We start from the raw sequence: 19,654 nt of genomic DNA on the forward strand, positions 1-19,654 counted from the left end.
AGCAATGCGCCGGTGCCGCTGCGGTGGATATCCGCCCGGTGGATTTCCACCGCAGCGGATGCTGGCCGTGCGAGGGGTGGACGCGCTTTTCTGTTCGCCAGCCGCGCGCGTCAGTCGTGCCACTGCCGGCCGTGCAGTTCCAGCAGGCTGTGGGCCTGTTCCGGACCCGTGGAGCCGGCGGGGTAGGGGCGCGGGCTCTGGTAGTGCTCGTGCCAGCCTTCGAGGATGGGGTCGACCCAGCTCCAGGCGGCTTCCACCTCGTCGCGGCGCATGAACAGCGTCGAGTCACCCTCGATCACATCCAGCAACAGGCGCTCGTAGGCGTCCCAGCGACGCTGGTGGCTGAAGGCCTTGGCCAGGTTCAGGTCCAGCTCCACGGGCTCCAGGTTCATGCCTTTGCCAGGCGACTTGGCCATCAGTTGCAGGCTGATGCGTTCTTCCGGCTGTAGGCGAATCAGCAGGTGGTTGGCCTCGCCATCGGTGAACAGGCGGTGGGGCACTGGCTTGAACTGGATGACGATCTCAGAGTACTTGCGCGCCAGGCGCTTGCCGGTGCGCAGGTAGAAAGGCACGCCGGCCCAACGCCAGTTGTCGATCTCGGCCTGCACGGCGACGAAGGTTTCGGTGTCGCTGTCGTTGTCGACGTTCTTCTCGAAGTAGTAGGCCGGCACTTCCTGGCCGCCGATCTTGCCGGCGCTGTATTGGCCACGCACGGTCTTGTCGCGCACGTCCTGCCCGGAGATGGGTTTCAGCGCTTCGAGGATTTTCACCTTCTCGTTGCGCACCGCTTCGGCGTCGAAACGCACCGGCGCCTCCATCGCCACCAGGCAGAGCAGTTGCAGCAGGTGGTTCTGCACCATGTCGCGCATGGCCCCGGAGCGGTCGTAGTAGGCGCCGCGGTTCTCCACGCCGAGGGTCTCGCAGACGCTGATCTGCACATGGTCAATGTGCCCGGCACGCCAGATCGGCTCGAACAGGCCGTTGGCGAAGCGCAGGGCCATGAGGTTCTGCACGGTTTCCTTGCCCAGGTAGTGATCGATGCGGAACACCTGGGATTCGTCGAACACCTTGCCGATGGCGGCGTTGATCGCCTTGGCCGATTCCAGCGAGTGGCCGATGGGCTTCTCCAGCACGATGCGCGATTGCGGGGTAACCAACTGGGCGACGGCCAGGTGTGCGGCGACGTCCTCGAACAGGTCGGGAGCGGTGGCCAGGTAGTACACCCGCCCGCAGCCGGGGTCAGGCCCAAGGTAGCGGGCCAGGCGGCCGAAGTCGGCGCTCTGGGAAACATCCATGGCGAAGTAGTCCAGACGCTCGGAGAAGCCCCGCCAGGCCTCGGTGGTGAAGTCGGCGCGGGCCACCTGGGCACGGCAACGGCGTTCGGCCAGCGCGCGGTAGCCGTCACGGTCGAGGGCGTTGCGGGCCAGGGCGAGGATGCGCATCTGCGGATGCAGGCGCCCTTCGCGATGCAGGTGATAGAGGGCCGGAAGCAGTTTGTGCAGCGCGAGATCGCCGGTACCGCCGAAGACGAGCATGTCGCAGGAGCTGGTCAAGGATGCGATCTCCCTTCCTTGCACGCGGATAAAGGGTCGTTCAACTGGGCGGAAAAGCGGCTCATGTAGTATAACTACACGATCACTACAGCCTGGTTCAGCCGATCATAACCGAGTCGAGGCCCGTTGCATGACGGAAGAAACCGGCAAAACCTCCATTCCAGACAGAGCCTGCCCTGTGAATCTGCTGCAACATATCGCTCAGTCGCGGCATCTGCTGCGCAAGTCGGAACTGAAAGTCGCCGACCACGTCCTGCTCGATCCCGCCGCGGTCATGCACAGCTCCATGGCCGACTTGGCCCAGGGGGTCGGGGTCAGCGAACCTACCATCGTGCGCTTCTGCCGTGCCATCGGCTGCGGCGGCTTCCAGGATCTGAAGCTGAAACTGGCGCAGAGCCTGGCTGCTGGTGCCAGCTTCGGCCAGTTTGCCATTCACGAAGAGGACTCGGTCGCCGACTTCAGCCTGAAAATCTTCGACACCACCCTGCATACCCTGATGGAAGTCCGCGAGAAGCTCGACCCGGAAGCCCTCCAGCGGGCCATCGGGGCTTGCGCCCAGGCGCAACGCGTGGAGTTCTACGGCTTCGGCGCTTCCGGTGCAGTGGCGGCCGATGCCCAGCACAAGTTCTTCCGCCTGCTGCTCACGGCGGCGGCCTACTCCGATCCGCACATGCAGGCGATGTCGGCGGTCACTCTGAAGCCATCGGACGTGGCCATTTGCATCTCCCAGTCGGGCCGCTCCAAGGATCTGCTGATCACCGCCAACCTGGTGCGTGAAGCCGGTGCCACACTGATCACCCTCTGCCCGAGCCAGACGCCATTGGCTGACCTGGCCACGGTGAATCTTGCCATTGACGTGCAGGAAGACACCGAGATCTACACCCCGCTGACCTCGCGCATCGCCCACCTGGTGGTGATCGACGTACTCGCCATGGGCGTCGCCATGGCCCGTGGCCCGACCCTGGTCAACCACCTCAAGAGTGTGAAGCGAAGCCTGCGCAGCCTGCGTCTATCGCCCAAGTCGGTGAAGAGCGCCGAGGACTGACTCAGAGGGTCCTGATCGAGCGAGCCGTCGGCTTCTGACGCGCAGCCAATCAGGCCAGCCCCTGGCGTACCAGCAGCCGCTCGATGGCTTCGATGAAGGGCCCGCTGCCCGGCCAGCTGGTAATCCGTCCCAGCGGCCGGCCGTGGTACAGCGCGATGAAGGTCGGCACGCCGTGCAGGCCGAAGCGCAGGGCCAGCGCCGGGTCTTCTTCCACTTCGTCGTGCAGCCAGCGTACCTGCGGCCACTGGCAGCGCTCCTGGGTGCGCAGCAGGTCGTGCTTGGCGACATCGCAGAGCGGACAGTCGTCCTGCCAGAGATAGAGCAGCACCAGCCGTTGGCGTTCGCTGGCCAATACGTCATCAAGGATGCTGGCGCGCACCCGTTGGATCGGAAAGCGTTGGAAGAACTCGACGGCATTGCTCATGGCGTCCTCCAGCGACGTTGCCCTTAACTGCTGAGCAAAGTCGGGCCGTGCCGGTCTGTCCAGCTATCAGCCCGATAGCCTGAAATCTCGGCTTCACCACAGATTCACCGAGCCTTCGCGAAAGCGTCACAGGTGCGGGCGATGCTGCGCCTACCGGACCCCACCCAGGGAGAGATGCCATGCAACGCTTTCACGATGATTCCGCCCATCTGGACAGCAAGACCCGGCGCAAACTGGAGGACCAGCGGCGTATGCAGTTCCGTCGCGCCATCGAAGACCGCTGCGAGCAGCGCCGGCTGCAGATGGAATGCTCGGACTACCCCTACCCTGAGCTGATCGCCGTTAACTACCTGTTGTCGTCAAAGGCAGTGCGCCGGAAAAGCGGTGGGAAAGCGCGCTGATCTGTGCGCGTTCTTCGCGGATAAAGCTTAGAAATGCCTGGGCGACCGGCGACAGCCGCTTGCCCTTGGCGTGAACCGCGCACCAGCTCCGATAGAGTGGCAACTCCTCCACCGGCAGCTCTCGCAAGAGCCCAGTCGCCAGTTCCAGGCTCACTGCGTGACGTGGGATCAGGGCGATGCCAAGGTCGGCCACCACACATTCCTTCTGTGCATCCAGCGAGGCCACTTCCATGGTCTGGGCGAAGTGCGCGCGCTTCTGCTGGAAGTATTCCTCGCAGGCCTTGCGCGTGCCTGAGCCGGCCTCGCGCACCAGCAGGGTATAGGGCTCCAGGTCCTTCAGCGTCAGTTTGGCGGCGTTGCATAGCGGGTGGTCGGGCGGCGCCACCGCAACGATCGGGTTGTTCAGGAAGGGCAGGAACTCCAGCGCCATGTCCTGGGGCACCAGGGACATGATCACCAGATCGTCGCGGTTGTCCGAGAGGCGCTTGATCACCTGGGCGCGGTTGGTCACCACCAGGTGCAGGCTGACGTCCGGGTGCTGCTCGCGGAAGGCGGCGAACAGGTGCGGCACGAAGTACTTGGCGCTCGATTCCACCGCCAGATTCAGCTGGCCCTGCAGGGAGCCCTGCAGATCAGAGAGCTGCATGTCGAGGCTGGCCAGGCGCTGGAAGATGTCGCTGCTGGCGCGCATCAGCGCCTCGGCCGCGTCGGTCACGTAGAGCTTCTTGCCGACGTACTCGAACAGCGGCTGGCCCACCAGTTCTTCGAGTTGGCGAATCTGCAGGCTGACGGCCGGTTGAGTCAGCGCCATCTCCTCGGCCGCGCGGCTGTAGGAGCGGCTTTCATACACGGCACGGAACACCTGGAGCTGGCGCAGCGTCATACGCAGCAGGGTCTTGCGCATCGATTTTGGCCTCGAGGGGTGGGCAGGGTTGCTGACTATAAGCTCAACCTAATGGATACCCCAATAATTATTGATTGGGGTTATTCCCGCTCGCGGCGTAGGGTAATGACGCGACCGCTACACGATCTGCGGTCACCCAACGACCGGCCCAGCCGTTCGCCTGTTCACTTGGTCGAGGGAAAGCTCGTGATCAAGAAAATCCTGATCGCCAACCGTGGTGAGATTGCCGTCCGCATCGTGCGCGCTTGCGCCGAGATGGGCATCCGCTCGGTGGCCATCTACTCCGATGCCGACCGGCACGCCCTGCACGTCAAGCGTGCCGACGAAGCCCACAGCATTGGTGACGACCCGCTGGCCGGGTACCTGAACCCGCGCAAGCTGGTGAACCTGGCGGTCGAGACCGGCTGCGATGCCTTGCACCCGGGCTACGGTTTCCTCTCCGAAAACGCCGAGCTGGCGGACATCTGCGCGGAGCGCGGAATCAAGTTCATCGGCCCGAGCGCCGAAGTGATCCGCCGCATGGGCGACAAGACCGAAGCCCGCCGCAGCATGATCAAGGCCGGCGTGCCGGTCACCCCTGGCACCGAAGGCAATGTCGCCGACCTGGCTGAAGCACTGCGTGAAGCCGAGCGCATCGGCTACCCGGTAATGCTCAAGGCCACCTCCGGCGGTGGCGGTCGCGGTATCCGTCGCTGCAACAGCCGCGAGGAGCTGGAACAGGCCTACCCGCGCGTGATTTCCGAAGCCACCAAGGCCTTCGGCTCGGCAGAAGTCTTCCTCGAGAAGTGCATCGTCAATCCGAAGCACATCGAAGCGCAGATCCTCGCCGACTCCTTCGGCAACACCGTGCACCTGTTCGAGCGCGACTGCTCGATCCAGCGCCGCAACCAGAAGCTCATCGAGATCGCCCCGAGCCCGCAGCTCACCCCCGAGCAGCGTGCCTACATCGGTGACCTCTCGGTACGCGCGGCCAAGGCCGTGGGCTACGAGAACGCCGGCACCGTGGAGTTCCTGCTCGCCGAGGGCGAGGTGTACTTCATGGAGATGAACACCCGCGTGCAGGTGGAACACACCATCACCGAGGAAATCACCGGCATCGACATCGTCCGCGAGCAGATTCGCATCGCCTCGGGCCTTGAGCTGTCGGTCAAGCAGGACGACATCATCCATCGCGGCTTCGCCCTGCAGTTCCGCATCAACGCCGAGGACCCGAAGAACAACTTCCTGCCGTCCTTCGGCAAGATCACCCGTTACTACGCCCCTGGCGGCCCCGGTGTGCGCACCGACACCGCGATCTACACCGGCTACACCATTCCGCCGTACTACGACTCCATGTGCCTGAAGCTGATCGTCTGGGCACTGACCTGGGAAGAAGCCCTGGACCGCGGCCTGCGCGCCCTCGATGACATGCGCGTGCAAGGGGTGCGGACCACCGCGCCCTACTACCAGGAAATCCTGCGCAATCCCGAGTTCCGCAGTGCCGAGTTCAACACCAGCTTCGTTGAGAGCCATCCGGAGCTGACCCAGTACTCGATCAAGCGCAACCCGTCGCACCTGGCCATCGCCATCGCCACCGCCATCGCCGCCCACGCCGGCCTGTAGGGGAAGGATTCAGAACATGAGCAAGAAGATTTCGATCACCGATACCATCCTGCGCGATGCGCACCAGTCCCTGCTGGCCACCCGCATGCGTACCGAAGACATGCTTCCGATCTGCGACAAGCTCGACAAGGTCGGCTACTGGTCGCTGGAAGTCTGGGGCGGCGCCACCTTCGACGCCTGCGTGCGCTTCCTCAAGGAAGACCCGTGGGAGCGCCTGCGCAAGCTCAAGGCCGCCCTGCCCAACACCCGCCTGCAGATGCTCCTGCGCGGCCAGAATCTGCTGGGCTACCGCCACTACAGCGACGACGTGGTACGCGCCTTCGTCGCCAAGGCCGCGGTCAACGGCATCGACGTATTCCGCATCTTCGACGCGATGAACGACGTGCGTAACCTGCGCACCTCCATCGAAGCGGTGAAGGCCGCCGGCAAGCATGCCCAGGGCACCATCGCCTACACCACCAGCCCCGTGCACACCATCGAGGCCTTCGTGGCCCAGGGTCGCGCCATGGCGGACATGGGCGTGGACTCCATCGCCATCAAGGACATGGCGGGCCTGTTGACCCCGTACGCCACTGGCCAATTGGTGAAGGCGCTGAAAGAAGCGCTGCCGCTGGATGTGGTCGTGCACTCCCACGACACCGCCGGCGTGGCCAGTATGTGTCAGCTGAAAGCTGTGGAGAACGGCGCCGATCGCATCGACACCGCCATCTCCAGCATGGCCTGGGGTACCAGTCACCCGGGTACCGAATCCATGGTTGCCGCCCTGCGCGACACCCCGTTCGACACCGGCCTGGACCTGGAGCTGATCCAGGAAATCGGCATGTACTTCCACGCCGTGCGTAAGAAGTACCACCAGTTCGAGAGCGAGTTCACCGGCGTGGACACCCGCGTGCAGGTCAACCAGGTACCGGGCGGCATGATCTCCAACCTGGCCAACCAGCTGAAAGAGCAGGGCGCCCTGAACCGTATGCCGGAAGTGCTGGCGGAAATCCCGCGTGTTCGCGAGGACCTCGGCTTCCCGCCCTTGGTCACCCCGACCTCGCAGATCGTCGGCACCCAGGCGTTCTTCAACGTGCTGGCTGGCGAGCGCTACAAGACCATCACCAACGAGGTGAAGCTCTACCTGCAAGGCCGCTACGGCAAGGCACCGGGCCAGATCAACGAGCAGCTGCGTCGCCAGGCCATCGGCAATGAAGAGGTCATCGACGTCCGTCCGGCCGACCTGCTCAAGCCGGAGCTGAACAAGCTGCGCGAAGACATCGGCAGCCTCGCCAAGTCCGAAGAGGACGTACTGACCTTCGCCATGTTCCCGGACATCGGCCGCAAGTTCCTCGAAGAACGTGCCGCCGGCACCCTGAAGGCGGAAGAACTGCTGCCCATGCCCAACGGCAAGGGTGCGGCCCCGGTCGGCGGCGAAGGCACTCCGACTGAGTTCGTGGTGGACGTGCATGGGGAGAGCTACCGCATCGACATCACCGGTGTCGGTGTGAAGAGCGACGGCAAGCGCCACTTCTACCTGTCCATCGACGGCATGCCGGAAGAAGTGGTGTTCGAACCGCTCAACGAGTTCGTCGCAGGCTCTGGCAGCAAGCGCAAGAGCGCCGGTGCGCCTGGCGATGTCAGCACCACCATGCCGGGCAACATCGTCGATGTGCTGGTGAAGGAAGGCGACCAGGTGAAAGCCGGTCAGGCCGTGCTGATCACCGAGGCCATGAAGATGGAAACCGAAGTCCAGGCGCCTATCGACGGTACCGTCAAGGCCGTCCACGTTGCCAAGGGCGACCGCGTGAATCCGGGCGAAGTCCTGATCGAAATCGCCTGATTGCTCCGAAGAGAGTCCCCCTAGGGAGCCGCAAGGCTCCCTTTTTTATGTCCGGGAAACTGTAGGAGACTCCATGTCGGTCAGTCGTGCAGCGGCGCTGTAGGTTGGTCCTCGCGGAGCGAGGCCCAACATGGCGGTGTATCGACTTCGCACGTTGGGCTTCGCGGAGCCCAGGCATAACCTACAAGAACGCGCCCTCTGCCTGTGCGATCTCAATCGCGATGGCGTTCCGCAGGAATGCGCCGCGGAGGCACCGGCTCAGGGCGACGGCGTCGCCCTTGAGCGAATGAATTCGCACCCACCGGTACCTGGTGTCCCGCTTTTACCGATCAATGAATTTTTCAATCGTCGCCATGCAAATCCCTTCTTGGCGCCGCGCGCATGACCGCGCGCATTCTGGCCTTCCAGCCGACGCCGCCCGAGGAGGACACGCCATGAAAACCGTCGCACAGATGCTCCGCGCCAAACCGCAACAGAGCGTTCACACCATCGATGTCGAGACACCGATGCTGGAGGCACTGCGGGTGATGGCCGAGCTGAACATCGGTGCTCTGCCCGTGACCGAGGGCGGGCGCCTGGTCGGTATCGTCAGTGAGCGTGACTATGCGCGCAAAGGCGTGCTGCAGGGACGCTCCTCCGTGGCGACGGTGGTGCGCGAGTTCATGACCGAACCGGTACTGACGGTGACGCCGAAGCAGAGCATCCGCGAATGCATGTCGCTGATGACCGATCAGCACATGCGCCACCTCCCGGTGGTGGAGGGCGGCGAGCTGGTCGGCCTGCTGTCCATCGGTGACCTGGTGAAAGAGGCCATGGCCGAACAGGACGACCTGATCCTGCACCTGGAGCAGTACATCCGCGGCGAAGTGGCCTGAGCCCGCCCGATGTCCCTTCGTTCCAGCACTGCACTCGACCCCTGCGCAGGATGTGGTTGAGCGAAGCGAAACCCATCAGGCGGAGCGGGTGAAGGGAAGAGCGCCATCCACCCTAAGGCGAATTTGTTGTTTCGGGCAGGCTTTCGTAGGGTGGACCACGCTTCATCGGTCCACCATCGAAATTCAGCTGAGCACTTCCCGCCCTGTGCTCAGTCCGCCATTTCCCCGCAAAGGTCCACGGCAAACCACCGCTCTACCTCTGCCTGACCGAGCCCGGCACCGAGCAGGGCGAACAGCTTGCCCAGCGCCGCCTCGCGGGTCATGCCGCCGGCAGGTACCAAGCCGGTGGCCAGCAGTTGGCTGCCGGCTGCGTAGACGCCCGCCTGCACATGCCCGGCCGGGCACTGGCTGGTGGCGGCCAGCACTACTCCGCGCTGGTGGGCGGCACGCAGGACGTCCAGTAGGGCCTTGTCGTCCGACGGGCCGGTACCGCTGCCGTAGCATTCCACCACCAGGCCTTGCACACCGCTGCCGAGCAGCGCGTCCACATGGCTGGCCGCAAGGCCGGGGAACAGCGGCAGTACGGCGAGGTTCACCGGCTGGCGAGGGGTGCGGTAATCGAGGCCGGCTGGAAGGGTTCCGGCGCGCTCGCCGTCGCGGGGGCGCGGCAGCTCGGCGAAGGCGTCGAAGGCCTCCGAGCGCAACTTGCTGGTGCGGGCGCCATGCATCAGTTCGCCATTGAAGAAGAGGTGCACGCCGGGGGCGACTCTTGCCTGCAGCGCGTTGATGGCACCCAGCAGGTTCGGCCAGGCATCGCTGCCTTCGCTGCCGGCTGGCAGCATGGCGCCAGTCAGTACCACCGGTACCGACAGGCCAAGCAGCAGGAAGCTGAGGGCCGCCGCGCTGTAGGCCAGGGTGTCGGTGCCGTGCAGCAGCAGCACGCCATCGTGGCCGCGTTCCACCGCGTCGACGATGGCATCACGCATGGCCAGCCAGTTGGCCTGGCGCATATTGGCGCTGTCGATCAGCGGCAACATTTCCTTGAAGTGCCACTCCATTGCCGTTCCCTGGCTGTCCAGCTGCTCGCGCATGCGCGCTTCGAAGCCGCTGGCCGGGGCCAGGCCTTCGGGAGTCTGCAGCATGCCGATGGTGCCGCCGGTGTAGAGCACGAAGAGGTTCTTCACAGCATTCATGGGTCTGGATAACTCGGAATATCAGGGTGCAGATACGACAGTGCCGCTCCCCGCGTCAGCGGAGGAGCGGCACCAGGTCTTGCCGGTACAGCGAATCAGCGGTGGCTCTGAGCCAGTTTGCCTGCCGCTTCGACACTGGAGGTCTCCGCCTTTTTGTTCCAGGCGTCATGGTCGATGTCCAGGTCGGCGAACTTGCTGGCGTCGAACACCGGCTCTTCCACGCCGGCCTTAATCTGGGCGTCGTAGTCGTGCATCAGGCGCATGCCGATCTTGAACAGAAGCGCGATGGCCACCAGGTTCACCAGGGCCAGCAGACCCATGGTCACGTCGGCGAAGCCGAACACGGTGGACAGGTCCTGCATGGAACCCCACAGCACCAGGGCCATGACCAGCACGCGGTAGGCCTGGAGCAGGATGCGCTTGGTGCTGAAGAAGCTTAGCGCGTTCTCGCCCAGGTAGTAGTTGTACACCAGGGTGGTGAACACGAAGAGCAGCAGCGCCACGCTCACGAAGATGCGACCCCACTCGCCGACTTCCGCCGCCAGGGCGGTCTGCGTCAGCACGACGCCGGCCATCTCGCTGCCCGGCTGGTACACGCCGGAGAGCAGGATGATCAGTGCGGTGCTGGTGCACACCAGCAGGGTGTCGATGAACACGCTGAGGGACTGCACGATGCCCTGGGCAGCCGGGTGTTTGACCTCGGCCACGGCGGCTACGTTGGGCGCACTGCCCAGGCCCGCTTCGTTGGAGAACAGGCCGCGCTTCACACCCATCAGGATGGCTGCACCCACGCCGCCGGCAAAAGCAGGCTCCAGGCCAAAGGCACTCTTCACGATCAGGGCCAGGGTCGCCGGCACTTCGGTGAAGTTCATGCCGATTACCACCAGCGCCATCAGGATGTAGGTACCCGCCATGATCGGCACGAGGACGTCAGCCATCGCGGCGATGCGCTTGATGCCACCGAAAACGATCAGGCCGATAACACCCACCAGGGCGACTCCGCTGATCCAGGTCGGCAGACCGAATGTGTCATGCAGCGAGGTGGCCACGGTGAAGGACTGCACGGCGTTGAAACCGAAGCCGAAGGTCACCAGCAGCAGGATCGAGAAGATCACCGCCAGCCAGCGCTGGCCGAGACCATGCAGGATGTAGAAGGCCGGGCCGCCACGGTAGGTGCCATCGGCTTCGCGACGCTTGTAGAGCTGGGCCAGGGAGCACTCGAAGTAGCTGGTCGCCATGCCGAGCAGCGCCACGACCCACATCCAGAACACCGCGCCCGGGCCGCCGAGCATGATGGCGACCGCGACACCGGCGATGTTGCCTGCGCCCACGCGGCCGGCAACCGACAGCATCAGGGCCTGGAAGCCGCTCAGTTGGCCTTCCTTGCGCTGCAGCGCCTGGCCGAAGATGCGGAACATGTCGCTGAAGTAGCGGAACTGGACAAAACGGGAGCTGATGGAAAAGAAAAGACCGAGTCCGACGAGGACTACGATCAGCAATTTGCTCCAGAGGAGGTCATTGAGGAAATCGAGCATGGCGATTCACCTGATCCAGTTGTTGTTGTTGGCAATCAGCGCAGCGGCCAGGACGGGAGCGCCGCTTTGCTGGGAGGGTTGCGCATGTTTGTGCAAGGAAAGGCACGGGGCAATTTCGCAGGTTGCACCTAATTGGCGCGAGTTGGCGCTATAATCGCGCCAGTCGCATCCACTCGGGCGGTAGCATGGCAGAGTATCTCGGCAACAATTTGAAACTTCTGTGCAGCCACTACCGCTCTATTGCGGAGGTTTGCCGCAAGCTGGGCATCAATCGGGCGCAGTTCAACAAATACCTCAATGGCCAGAGCCGGCCGACGGCCTACAACCTCAAACGCATCTGCGATTTCTTCGGCGTCGAGGACTACGAACTGGGCCTGCCGCCCGAACAGTTCGCCCGATTGCTGGGCACCCGCCCGGTCGGCCAGGAGGGTGACGGCCGCTCCGACCCGCTGATGGAACTGCTCGCCCCCTTGCGCGAGCAGTCCGGCAACCTGTCGCGCTATTGCGGTTTCTACTTCGAATACTCCAACTGCATGTCGGTGCCTGGCACGGTCCTGGTTTCCCTGGTGCGCCTGTGGGAAGACGACGGCAACTTCCTCTTCGAGCGCCAGGAGCGCCAGGAGCGCGTCGGCAGTGTCGACGTTCAGGCCGAAGACTGGGTGCGCTGCCGTTACCTGGGCGCGGCCTTCCAGTTGCAAGACCGGCTTTTCCTGGTGGACTTCGAGTCGCTCACGCTGAACGAGATGAGCCAGACCATCCTCATCCCCAGCTACAAGAGCCGTATCACCCGCCTCAATGGCCTGAAGACCGGCGTCTCCAGCGGCGACCGCCGTAACCCGGCCTGCACCCGCGTGGTCTGGGAATACCTGGGTCCGGAAATCAACCGCGTCGCCGCCTACCGTCAGGTGAAGCTCTACCGCCCGGACGATCCGCGCATCGACGATGACGTGCGCCAGCGCCTGGATGTGGCGCCGCTCAAGAACGGGTTGTTCGAGATCGAGTGAAGATAGCGGTAGGGTGGGCCACGCTCCACGGGTCCGCCATCGGGGTTCGGCTGGACTGCGCCGGTGGATGGAAAAGCGCCAGCCACCCTAAGGACTGGCTTAACTCCTGAGCCCTTCCAGCGATTGGCGCTGGCGCCCCTCGCCATCGAAGTTATCCACAGCCAGCCAGCGCTCGAAGGCCTCGCGGCACGTCGGCCAGTCGCCATCAATGATGGAGAACCAGGCGGTGTCGCGGTTCTGGCCCTTGACGATCATGTGCTGGCGGAACAGCCCTTCGTAGATGAAACCCAGGCGCTCGGCGGCGCGCATGGAACGGGCGTTGCTGGCGTTGCACTTCCATTCCAGGCGGCGGTAGCCGAGGTCGTCGAAGGCATGCCGGGCCAGCAGCCAGACCGCCTCTGTGGAGCCCGGCGTACGCTGCATGGCCTTGCCGAAAGCGATGTGGCCGATCTCGATGGCGCCGTCCTTGGGCGCGATGCGCAAGTAGCTGAGCAGGCCCAGCGCGCGGCCGCTGGCCTGGTCGATCACGGTGTAGAAAAGCGGATCGCGGCTCTCGGCATTGCCGGCTAGCCAGGCGTCGAAGGGCTCGCGGCTGGCAAAGGGGCCGTAGGGCAAGTAATCCCAGAGCGCCGGGTCGGGGCCTTGTAGGGCTTCCCAGAGGTCATCGCCGTGGCGTGTGGCGTCCAGCGCCTCCAGGCGTACGAAGCGGCCTAGCAGCGGGGTATGGTCGGGGGCAGGGCGGGGTAGCCAGTGGCTCAGGTCTTGGGGGCTCATGATGCTCTCCGGTCAGAGGATCTTGCGGTACTGGACGAAGCCGGAACGGTCGGCGATGCGGTCGTAGAGCTGCATGGCGTCCGTGTTGGTTTCGTGGGTCAGCCAATGCACCCGCGAGGCGCCAGCGGCACGTGCCTGTGCATAAACGTGTTCGATCAGTTGGCGGCCAATACCGCTGCCGCGCAGGCCCTCGGCTACATACAGGTCCTGCAGGTAGCAGTAGTCGCCGGTGGTCCAGCAACTGCGGTGGTAGATGAAGTGCACCATGCCCACGGCCTTGCCGTCTTGCCAGGCCAGGGCGGCATGCATCGGTTCGGTCACGTCGAGGAAACGCTGCCAGGTAACGGCGGTGGTTTCGGCGGCGATCTCGGTTTTGTAGAAGCGCTGGTAGCCCTGCCAGAGCGGCAGCCAGACGGCGTGGTCGGCGGCGCTGACCGGGCGGATTTCAAGCGATGCGGACATGGGTTCCTTCCTGTAGTGGATCAGTCGATAGCGGTCATGCGCGCGGCCAGTTCAAGGTCGCGCGGATTGCCCGATGCGGCCAGGCCTTCGCGTACCCCGGCCTGGTCGGCGGCCGGGCGGTTCTGGCCGAGCTTCCATTTGCCCTCCAGACGACGGATCGGCAGGGCGAAGCCGACGATGGCGCGGAGCATGCTGTCGAGGTACTCGCGGGGGGCTTCATCCACCGCCCAGGGCTGCGGGCGACCGGATTCGTGGCGGTCGCTGAGGCGGCTGACCAACTGCAACAGGCGCTCGGGGGCGTCGAATACTTCCGCCTGGCCCCAGGCATGCACGGCGATGTAGTTCCAGGTGGGCACCACCTTGCCGTGCTCGGCCTTGGCCGGGTACCAACTGGGGGTGACGTAAGCATCCGGGCCGGAAAATACCACCAGCGTTTCGGCGCCTTCGGCGAGGTCGCGCCAGTGCGGGTTGGCGCGAGCGAAGTGACCATAGAGGGTGCCGAACTCCCCTTCACCGGGCTCCAGCAGCAGGGGCAGGTGGCTGGCCTGCAGGCCTTGGCTGCCCGAACTGGTGAGCACGGCGAGGCGAGTGGCCTGCATCTGGGCATGGAGCTGGGTGAGGTCGTTCTGGCGGAAGGATGAAGGGATGTACATGAAGACTTCTCCTGGCGGAATGGCTTCATGCTAGGCAGGATATTGGTCTGTTGTAAGAGCCATTTCCTGTCAGTTCGATAGAGCCAATCCGAGGCCTAACATGCCTGCCACGCCACCGCTTCCCGTCGACCTTTCCGGCATCCGCCTCGACCCCGGCCAGGGACTGGCGCGCCAGCTCTACCAAGCCCTGCGCGAGCGCATTCTCGATGGCCGCCTGGGCAGCCGCACGCGCTTGCCGGCCACCCGCGACCTGGCAGCGCTGCTGGGTATCTCGCGCAATACCGTGACTCGCGCTTTCGACCAGCTCTACGCCGAGGGCTACGTGGAAGGGCGCGTGGGCGATGGCACCTATGTGGCGGAGTTATCCACAGCACGGCCCGTTCCCCAGCCGCCGGCCGGACCGGAGCCGGGGCCGGCGCTGCAGCGGTTGCAGAGCCACCATCTGCCGCCGCCGGTGACGGGCGCACCACGGGCGTTCCGCATCGGCGTGCCGGCCTTTGACCTGTTCCCCTTCGAAACCTGGGCGCGGCTGCAGGCGCGCTTCTGGCGCAAGCCATCGCCGGCGCGCCTGGGTTATGGCGATCCAGCGGGGGACTGGGCGCTGCGCGAGCTGGTGGCCGCCTACCTGCGCAGCAGTCGCGGGCTGTCCTGCGACCCGGCGCAGGTGGTGATCACCTGTGGTGCCCAGCAGGCCATCAGCCTCTGCGCCCAGCTGCTGGTGCAGCCCGGCGATCGCGTGGCCATCGAGAATCCCGGCTATCGTGCCGCCGGCCATGCCTTTGCCGTGGCGGGGGCCGAGTTGTGCGGCGTGCCTGTGGATAACGATGGCCTGGACAGCACCGCGCTGACGCGGGTGGAAGACTGCCGGCTGGTCTATGTCACTCCATCGCACCAGTACCCCACGGGCGTGACCCTGTCGCTGGCGCGGCGCCTGGAACTGCTGGAGTGGGCCGAGCACCGCGATGGCTGGATAGTCGAAGACGACTACGACGGCGAGTACCGCTACAGCGGAACCCCGCTGGCGCCCCTGGCTGCGCTGGACCGGCAGGGGCGGGTGATCTACGTCGGCACCTTCTGCAAGATCACCTTTCCGGCGCTGCGCCTGGGCTACATGGTGCTGCCACCGGCGTTGGCCGAATCTTTCGCCCAGCGCCGTGCGCTGGACATGCGCCATTCGGAGATCGGCACCCAGGCGGTGATGGCCGAGTTCATCGCCGCCGGGCACTTCCAGCGGCATGTACGGCGCATGCGTCTGGCTGCCCGTGCCCGTCGCGATGCTTTGCTGCGCGACTGGCCCGAATCCATTCCCGGCTGCGCCCCCATGCCGCCGGTGGATGCCGGCTTGCACCTGTGTGTGCGGGTGGACAGCCTGGCGCGCGAGCGCCAGCTGGTGGACGCCGCCCGTGCAGTCGGAGTGGAGATGAACGGGCTCAGCGAATATTGGTTGGAGACCAGTGCCGAGCCTGTGGATAACCGCGCCGGGCTGTTGCTGGGCTTCGCCGCCGTACCGGAAGCGCAGATCGCCGAGGCCATCCGCACGCTGCGCAAGGCGTGGTATCTGTAGCCCGGATATTGCTGCTTAGGATGGGGTTTGGGGCACTTTTCCACAGGCAAAAAAAGGATGGCTGGCGCCATCCTCGAAGGATGAAGGGGCGAGGCCCCTCCTGGTGAGTTCGTTTGCCTGATCAGGCCTTCAGCGGCACAAGGCGCGGGGCGATCATGTTTTCCGGGCGGAGGATGTCGGCCAGCATGGACTCGTCCAGCAGCTTCTCCTCACGCACCAGCTCCAGCACGCCGCGACCGGTTTCCAGGGCCTGCTTGGCGATGCGGGTGGCGTTTTCGTAACCGATATACGGGTTCAGCGCGGTGATCAGGCCGATGGAGTTCTCCATCAGGCGGCGGCAATGCTCTTCGTTGGCGGTGATGCCATTGATGCAGTGCTCGCGCAGCATGTCCATGGCGCGTTGCAGCAGGCGGATCGAGTCGAAGATCTTGTAGGCGATCAGCGGCTCCATCACGTTCAGCTGCAGTTGGCCGCCTTCGGCTGCCAGGGTTAGGGCCAGGTCGTTGCCGATGACTTCGAAGGCCACCTGGTTGACCGCCTCCGGGATCACCGGGTTGACCTTGCCCGGCATGATCGAGCTGCCCGGCTGGCGCGGCGGCAGGTTGATTTCGTTGATGCCGGTACGCGGGCCGCTGGAGAGCAAGCGCAGGTCGTTGCAGATCTTCGACAGCTTGACCGCAGTGCGCTTGAGCATGCCGGAGAACAGTACGAAGGCGCCCATGTCGGAGGTGGCTTCGATCAGGTCGGCGGCCGGTACGACCGGCTGGCCGCTGATGGCGGCGAGGCGCTGGACGGCCAGGGCCTGGTAGCGCGGGTCGGCATTGATGCCGGTGCCGATGGCGGTGCCGCCCAGGTTCACCTCGGTCAGCAGCTCTGGCGCCAGGCGGCGCAGGCGGTCGAGGTCTTCACCCAGGGTAGTGGCAAAGGCGCGGAATTCCTGGCCCAGGGTCATGGGCACCGCGTCCTGCAGCTGGGTGCGGCCCATCTTAAGCACGTGGGCGAACTCTTCACCCTTGGCGGCGAAGGACTGGATCAGGCTATCGAGGCTCGCCAGCAGGGCGTCGTGGCCCAGCAGCAGACCGAGGCGAATGGCAGTGGGGTAAGCGTCGTTGGTCGACTGCGCCATGTTCACGTCGTTGTTCGGGTGCAGGTACTTGTACTCACCCTTCTGCTTGCCCATGGCTTCGAGGGCGATGTTGGCGATCACCTCGTTGGCGTTCATGTTGGTGGAGGTACCGGCACCACCCTGGATCATGTCCACCACGAACTGGTCGTGGAAATCACCGCGGATCAGGCGAGCACAGGCTTCGCTGATGGCCGCGTGCTTCTCGGCACTGAGGTGACCGAGCTCCTTGTTGGCATCGGCAGCGGCCTGCTTGACCATGGCCAGGGCGACGACCAGCTTTGGGTAGTGCGACAGCGGCACACCGGACAGGCGGAAGTTGTGGACCGCACGCAGCGTCTGGATGCCGTAGTAGGCGTCGGAAGAAACTTCGAGGGTGCCGAGCAGGTCTTTTTCGATGCGGAAGGATGCAGCGGAGGACATGATGCGATTCATCTCTGGGGGAACACGGCCAGTGCCGCGATGCCCAATAATCTAGGCTTCTAGCTGTTTTTCGGCCAATGCTGTTATTCGCTGGGTCATGCACAATCGGCATAATGTACGAGTGACGCGGGTTCGCCTGCGAGCGTGTGCACCAAAATCGAGCATCCTGGAAACTCACGATGAACCTGGAAACCAAATGGCTGGAAGACTTCGTCGCCCTGGCCAGTACCCGCAGCTTTTCCCAGGCCGCCGAGCGGCGTTTCGTCACCCAGCCGGCCTTCAGCCGACGCATCCGCAGTCTGGAGGCGGCGCTGGGGCTGACGCTGGTCAACCGCTCGCGCACCCCCATCGAGCTGACCGAGTCCGGGCAGCTGTTCCTGGTCACCGCGCGCAGCATGGTGGAGCAACTGGGCGATGTGGTCCGCCACCTGCACCACCTCGAAGGCCAGCAGGGCGAGGTGTTGCAGTTCGCCGCCGCACATTCCCTGGCGCTGGGCTTCTTTCCACAGTGGATCGCCCGGCTGCGGGCCGATGGCTTGAACATCGCCAGCCGGCTGATCGCCACCAACGTGGGCGAGGCGGTGCACTCGCTGCGTGAGGGCGGATGCGACCTGATCCTGGCGTTCTACGATCCGGATGCGGCATTGCAGATGGACCCGGAGATCTTCCCCTCCATGCACCTGGGGCGGACCGAGATGCTGCCCGTCTGCGCCGTAGATGCCGACGGTAAGCCGCTCTACGAGCTGGACAGCGGACAGAGCGTGCCGCTACTGGCCTACAGCGCCGGCGCCTTCCTCGGTCGCTCGGTGAACATCCTCCTGCGTCAGCGCGCGCTGCGTTCCACCACCGTATACGAAACGGCCATGGCCGACAGTCTGAAGAGCATGGCGCTGCAAGGGTTGGGCGTGGCCTGGGTGCCGCGCTTCAGCGCCCAGGCCGAGCTGGCCCGTGGGGATCTGGTGGTTTGTGGGGGCAGCCAGTGGCATGTGCCACTGGAAATCCGCCTGTACCGTTGCGCCCTGGTGCGCAAGGCTGCGGTGCGGCTGCTCTGGCGCAAGCTGGAAGGTGGCGTGGGTGGGGAAGTGTAGGAGCGAGCTTGCTCGCGAACCCTGCCGGCGCATTCGCCAGCAAGCTGGCTCCTACAGGTTCGATCGCCTAGACCTCGACCACGATGCGCCCTTCGATCTTGCCGGCGCGCATCTGGTCGAAGATGGCGTTGATGTTGTCCAGCTTGTCGCGGTGGATGGTGGCTTTCACCAGGCCTTCGCCGGCGAAATCCAGCGCTTCCTGCAGGTCGGCGCGGGTACCGACGATGGAGCCGGTGATGCTGATGGCTTTGAGCACCACATCGAAGATCGGCGTGGGGAAGTCGCCCGGCGGCAAGCCCACCAGGGCTACGGTGCCGCGGCGCCGGGCCATGCCGATGGCCTGGCCGAAGGCGCTGTTCGAAACGGCGGTAACCAGCACGCCGTGGGCGCCGCCTATATCGCGCTGGATCACTTCGGCAGGGTTTTCGCTGCGGGCATTGATGGTCAGGCTGGCGCCCAGCTTGCGCGCAAGTTCCAGTTTGGCGTCGTCGACATCGATGGCTGCCACGTGCAGGCCCATGGCGCGGGCGTATTGCACAGCGACGTGGCCGAGGCCGCCGATGCCGGATATCGCCACCCATTGGCCGGGCCGCGCACCTGTCACCTTCAGGCCCTTGTAGACAGTGACGCCCGCGCAAAGAATGGGCGCGATCTCGGCAAGTTCGACGTTTTTCGGTAGGATTCCGACGTAGTTCGGGTCAGCCAGTACGTACTCGGCATAACCACCGTTCACCGAATAACCGGTGTTCTGCTGGCTTTCGCAGAGGGTTTCCCAGCCGGTCAGGCAGTGTTCGCAGCAGCCGCAGGCGGTGTAGAGCCAGGGCACGCCAACGCGGTCGCCTTCCTTGATACGGGTGACGCCCGCGCCCACCGCAGCCACATGACCAACGCCTTCATGGCCCGGAATGAAAGGCAAGCTCGGCTTTACCGGCCAGTCGCCTTCGGCGGCGTGCAGGTCGGTATGGCAGACGCCCGAGGCTTCGATCTTCACCAGGATCTGCCCGGGGCCGGGCAGGGGAACCTTCACTTCCTCTATACGCAATGGCTCGCCAAAGGCATGGACTACCGCCGCTTTCATGGTCTGGTTCATGGGGTGCACCTCCTTGGTAGGGTTTCCGATTCTGCGTGGCGGGTGGGCGCCGGCATTGCCCTGGAGCAAGGTTTAGCCGCATCGGCCGGGGAGGGTGCGGGACTCTGGACGAGCGGTAA

18 protein-coding genes are annotated in these 19,654 nt (G+C 64.7%); 8 read left to right on the top strand and 10 right to left on the bottom strand.

Going from position 1 to position 19,654, the window contains the following annotated elements; all coding sequences use genetic code 11:
• Positions 1-110: 110 nt before the first annotated feature.
• Positions 111-1,535: a glucose-6-phosphate dehydrogenase gene (zwf, locus tag E8F20_RS19430; RefSeq protein WP_280285427.1), complete on the bottom strand. Its 1,425-nt coding sequence runs from the start codon at positions 1,533-1,535 to the stop codon at positions 111-113.
• Positions 1,536-1,731: 196 nt separating this feature from the next.
• Between zwf and hexR the strand changes: the two genes are divergently transcribed.
• The gene (gene hexR, locus E8F20_RS19435; protein ID WP_280285199.1) at positions 1,732-2,598 is read left to right on the top strand and encodes a transcriptional regulator HexR; all 867 of its coding nucleotides are present in this window, start codon (positions 1,732-1,734) and stop codon (positions 2,596-2,598) included.
• A 49-nt stretch (positions 2,599-2,647) separates the two neighbouring features.
• Here hexR and E8F20_RS19440 read toward each other — a convergent pair whose 3' ends face one another.
• The gene (locus E8F20_RS19440) at positions 2,648-3,022 is read right to left on the bottom strand and encodes a thioredoxin family protein (protein ID WP_028626962.1); all 375 of its coding nucleotides are present in this window, start codon (positions 3,020-3,022) and stop codon (positions 2,648-2,650) included.
• A 179-nt stretch (positions 3,023-3,201) separates the two neighbouring features.
• Here E8F20_RS19440 and E8F20_RS19445 point away from each other — a divergent pair, with 179 nt between their 5' ends.
• A complete protein-coding gene (locus E8F20_RS19445) occupies positions 3,202-3,423 on the top strand; it encodes a transcriptional regulator (RefSeq protein ID WP_081667902.1) in 222 nt (73 codons plus the stop codon).
• On the opposite strand, the gene E8F20_RS19450 is transcribed toward E8F20_RS19445, so the two are convergent.
• Complete coding sequence (locus E8F20_RS19450; protein WP_280285428.1) at positions 3,365-4,312, bottom strand: LysR family transcriptional regulator; 948 nt, start codon at positions 4,310-4,312, stop codon at positions 3,365-3,367. The genes E8F20_RS19445 and E8F20_RS19450 overlap by 59 nt on opposite strands.
• Before the next feature lie 201 nt (positions 4,313-4,513).
• On the opposite strand from E8F20_RS19450, the gene E8F20_RS19455 reads away from it, so the two are divergent.
• From E8F20_RS19455 to E8F20_RS19465, 3 genes are all read left to right on the top strand, one after another.
• A complete protein-coding gene (locus tag E8F20_RS19455) occupies positions 4,514-5,929 on the top strand; it encodes an acetyl-CoA carboxylase biotin carboxylase subunit (protein ID WP_280285201.1) in 1,416 nt (471 codons plus the stop codon).
• A gap of 16 nt (positions 5,930-5,945) precedes the next feature.
• Positions 5,946-7,751: a sodium-extruding oxaloacetate decarboxylase subunit alpha gene (oadA, locus tag E8F20_RS19460; RefSeq protein WP_280285202.1), complete on the top strand. Its 1,806-nt coding sequence runs from the start codon at positions 5,946-5,948 to the stop codon at positions 7,749-7,751.
• 434 nt (positions 7,752-8,185) lie between these two features.
• Positions 8,186-8,626 (top strand): CBS domain-containing protein, encoded by a 441-nt coding sequence (locus tag E8F20_RS19465; RefSeq protein WP_280285203.1) that lies wholly within the window; start codon positions 8,186-8,188, stop codon positions 8,624-8,626.
• Positions 8,627-8,835: 209 nt separating this feature from the next.
• On the opposite strand, the gene E8F20_RS19470 is transcribed toward E8F20_RS19465, so the two are convergent.
• Positions 8,836-9,819, bottom strand: coding sequence for an asparaginase (locus E8F20_RS19470; protein ID WP_280285204.1), 984 nt, complete (start codon positions 9,817-9,819; stop codon positions 8,836-8,838).
• A gap of 95 nt (positions 9,820-9,914) precedes the next feature.
• On the bottom strand, positions 9,915-11,354 hold the full coding sequence (locus tag E8F20_RS19475) for an alanine/glycine:cation symporter family protein (protein WP_280285205.1): 1,440 nt from the start codon (positions 11,352-11,354) through the stop codon (positions 9,915-9,917).
• Between the two features lie 185 nt (positions 11,355-11,539).
• Here E8F20_RS19475 and E8F20_RS19480 point away from each other — a divergent pair, with 185 nt between their 5' ends.
• Complete coding sequence (locus E8F20_RS19480) at positions 11,540-12,358, top strand: helix-turn-helix transcriptional regulator (protein WP_280285206.1); 819 nt, start codon at positions 11,540-11,542, stop codon at positions 12,356-12,358.
• A 99-nt stretch (positions 12,359-12,457) separates the two neighbouring features.
• Here E8F20_RS19480 and E8F20_RS19485 read toward each other — a convergent pair whose 3' ends face one another.
• From E8F20_RS19485 to E8F20_RS19495, 3 genes are read right to left on the bottom strand one after another with little or no spacing between them, the layout of a single operon-like run.
• Complete coding sequence (locus E8F20_RS19485; RefSeq protein WP_280285207.1) at positions 12,458-13,132, bottom strand: GNAT family protein; 675 nt, start codon at positions 13,130-13,132, stop codon at positions 12,458-12,460.
• 12 nt (positions 13,133-13,144) lie between these two features.
• Positions 13,145-13,594: a GNAT family N-acetyltransferase gene (locus tag E8F20_RS19490; protein ID WP_280285208.1), complete on the bottom strand. Its 450-nt coding sequence runs from the start codon at positions 13,592-13,594 to the stop codon at positions 13,145-13,147.
• A 20-nt stretch (positions 13,595-13,614) separates the two neighbouring features.
• A complete protein-coding gene (locus E8F20_RS19495; RefSeq protein WP_280285209.1) occupies positions 13,615-14,247 on the bottom strand; it encodes an FMN-binding negative transcriptional regulator in 633 nt (210 codons plus the stop codon).
• 100 nt (positions 14,248-14,347) lie between these two features.
• On the opposite strand from E8F20_RS19495, the gene E8F20_RS19500 reads away from it, so the two are divergent.
• Entirely contained in the window at positions 14,348-15,811 is a 1,464-nt protein-coding gene (locus tag E8F20_RS19500) for a PLP-dependent aminotransferase family protein (RefSeq protein ID WP_280285210.1), read from the top strand.
• 121 nt (positions 15,812-15,932) lie between these two features.
• On the opposite strand, the gene aspA is transcribed toward E8F20_RS19500, so the two are convergent.
• A complete protein-coding gene (gene aspA, locus E8F20_RS19505; protein WP_280285211.1) occupies positions 15,933-17,357 on the bottom strand; it encodes an aspartate ammonia-lyase in 1,425 nt (474 codons plus the stop codon).
• A 179-nt stretch (positions 17,358-17,536) separates the two neighbouring features.
• On the opposite strand from aspA, the gene E8F20_RS19510 reads away from it, so the two are divergent.
• Positions 17,537-18,445: a LysR substrate-binding domain-containing protein gene (locus E8F20_RS19510; RefSeq protein WP_028626947.1), complete on the top strand. Its 909-nt coding sequence runs from the start codon at positions 17,537-17,539 to the stop codon at positions 18,443-18,445.
• Positions 18,446-18,512: 67 nt separating this feature from the next.
• On the opposite strand, the gene adhP is transcribed toward E8F20_RS19510, so the two are convergent.
• Positions 18,513-19,535, bottom strand: a complete 1,023-nt coding sequence (adhP, locus tag E8F20_RS19515) for an alcohol dehydrogenase AdhP (protein WP_280285213.1) — start codon at positions 19,533-19,535, stop codon at positions 18,513-18,515.
• Between the last annotated feature and the right edge of the window lie 119 nt (positions 19,536-19,654).

This window comes from Pseudomonas sp. BN415 (assembly GCF_029871195.1).
Lineage (GTDB): Bacteria > Pseudomonadota > Gammaproteobacteria > Pseudomonadales > Pseudomonadaceae > Metapseudomonas > Metapseudomonas resinovorans.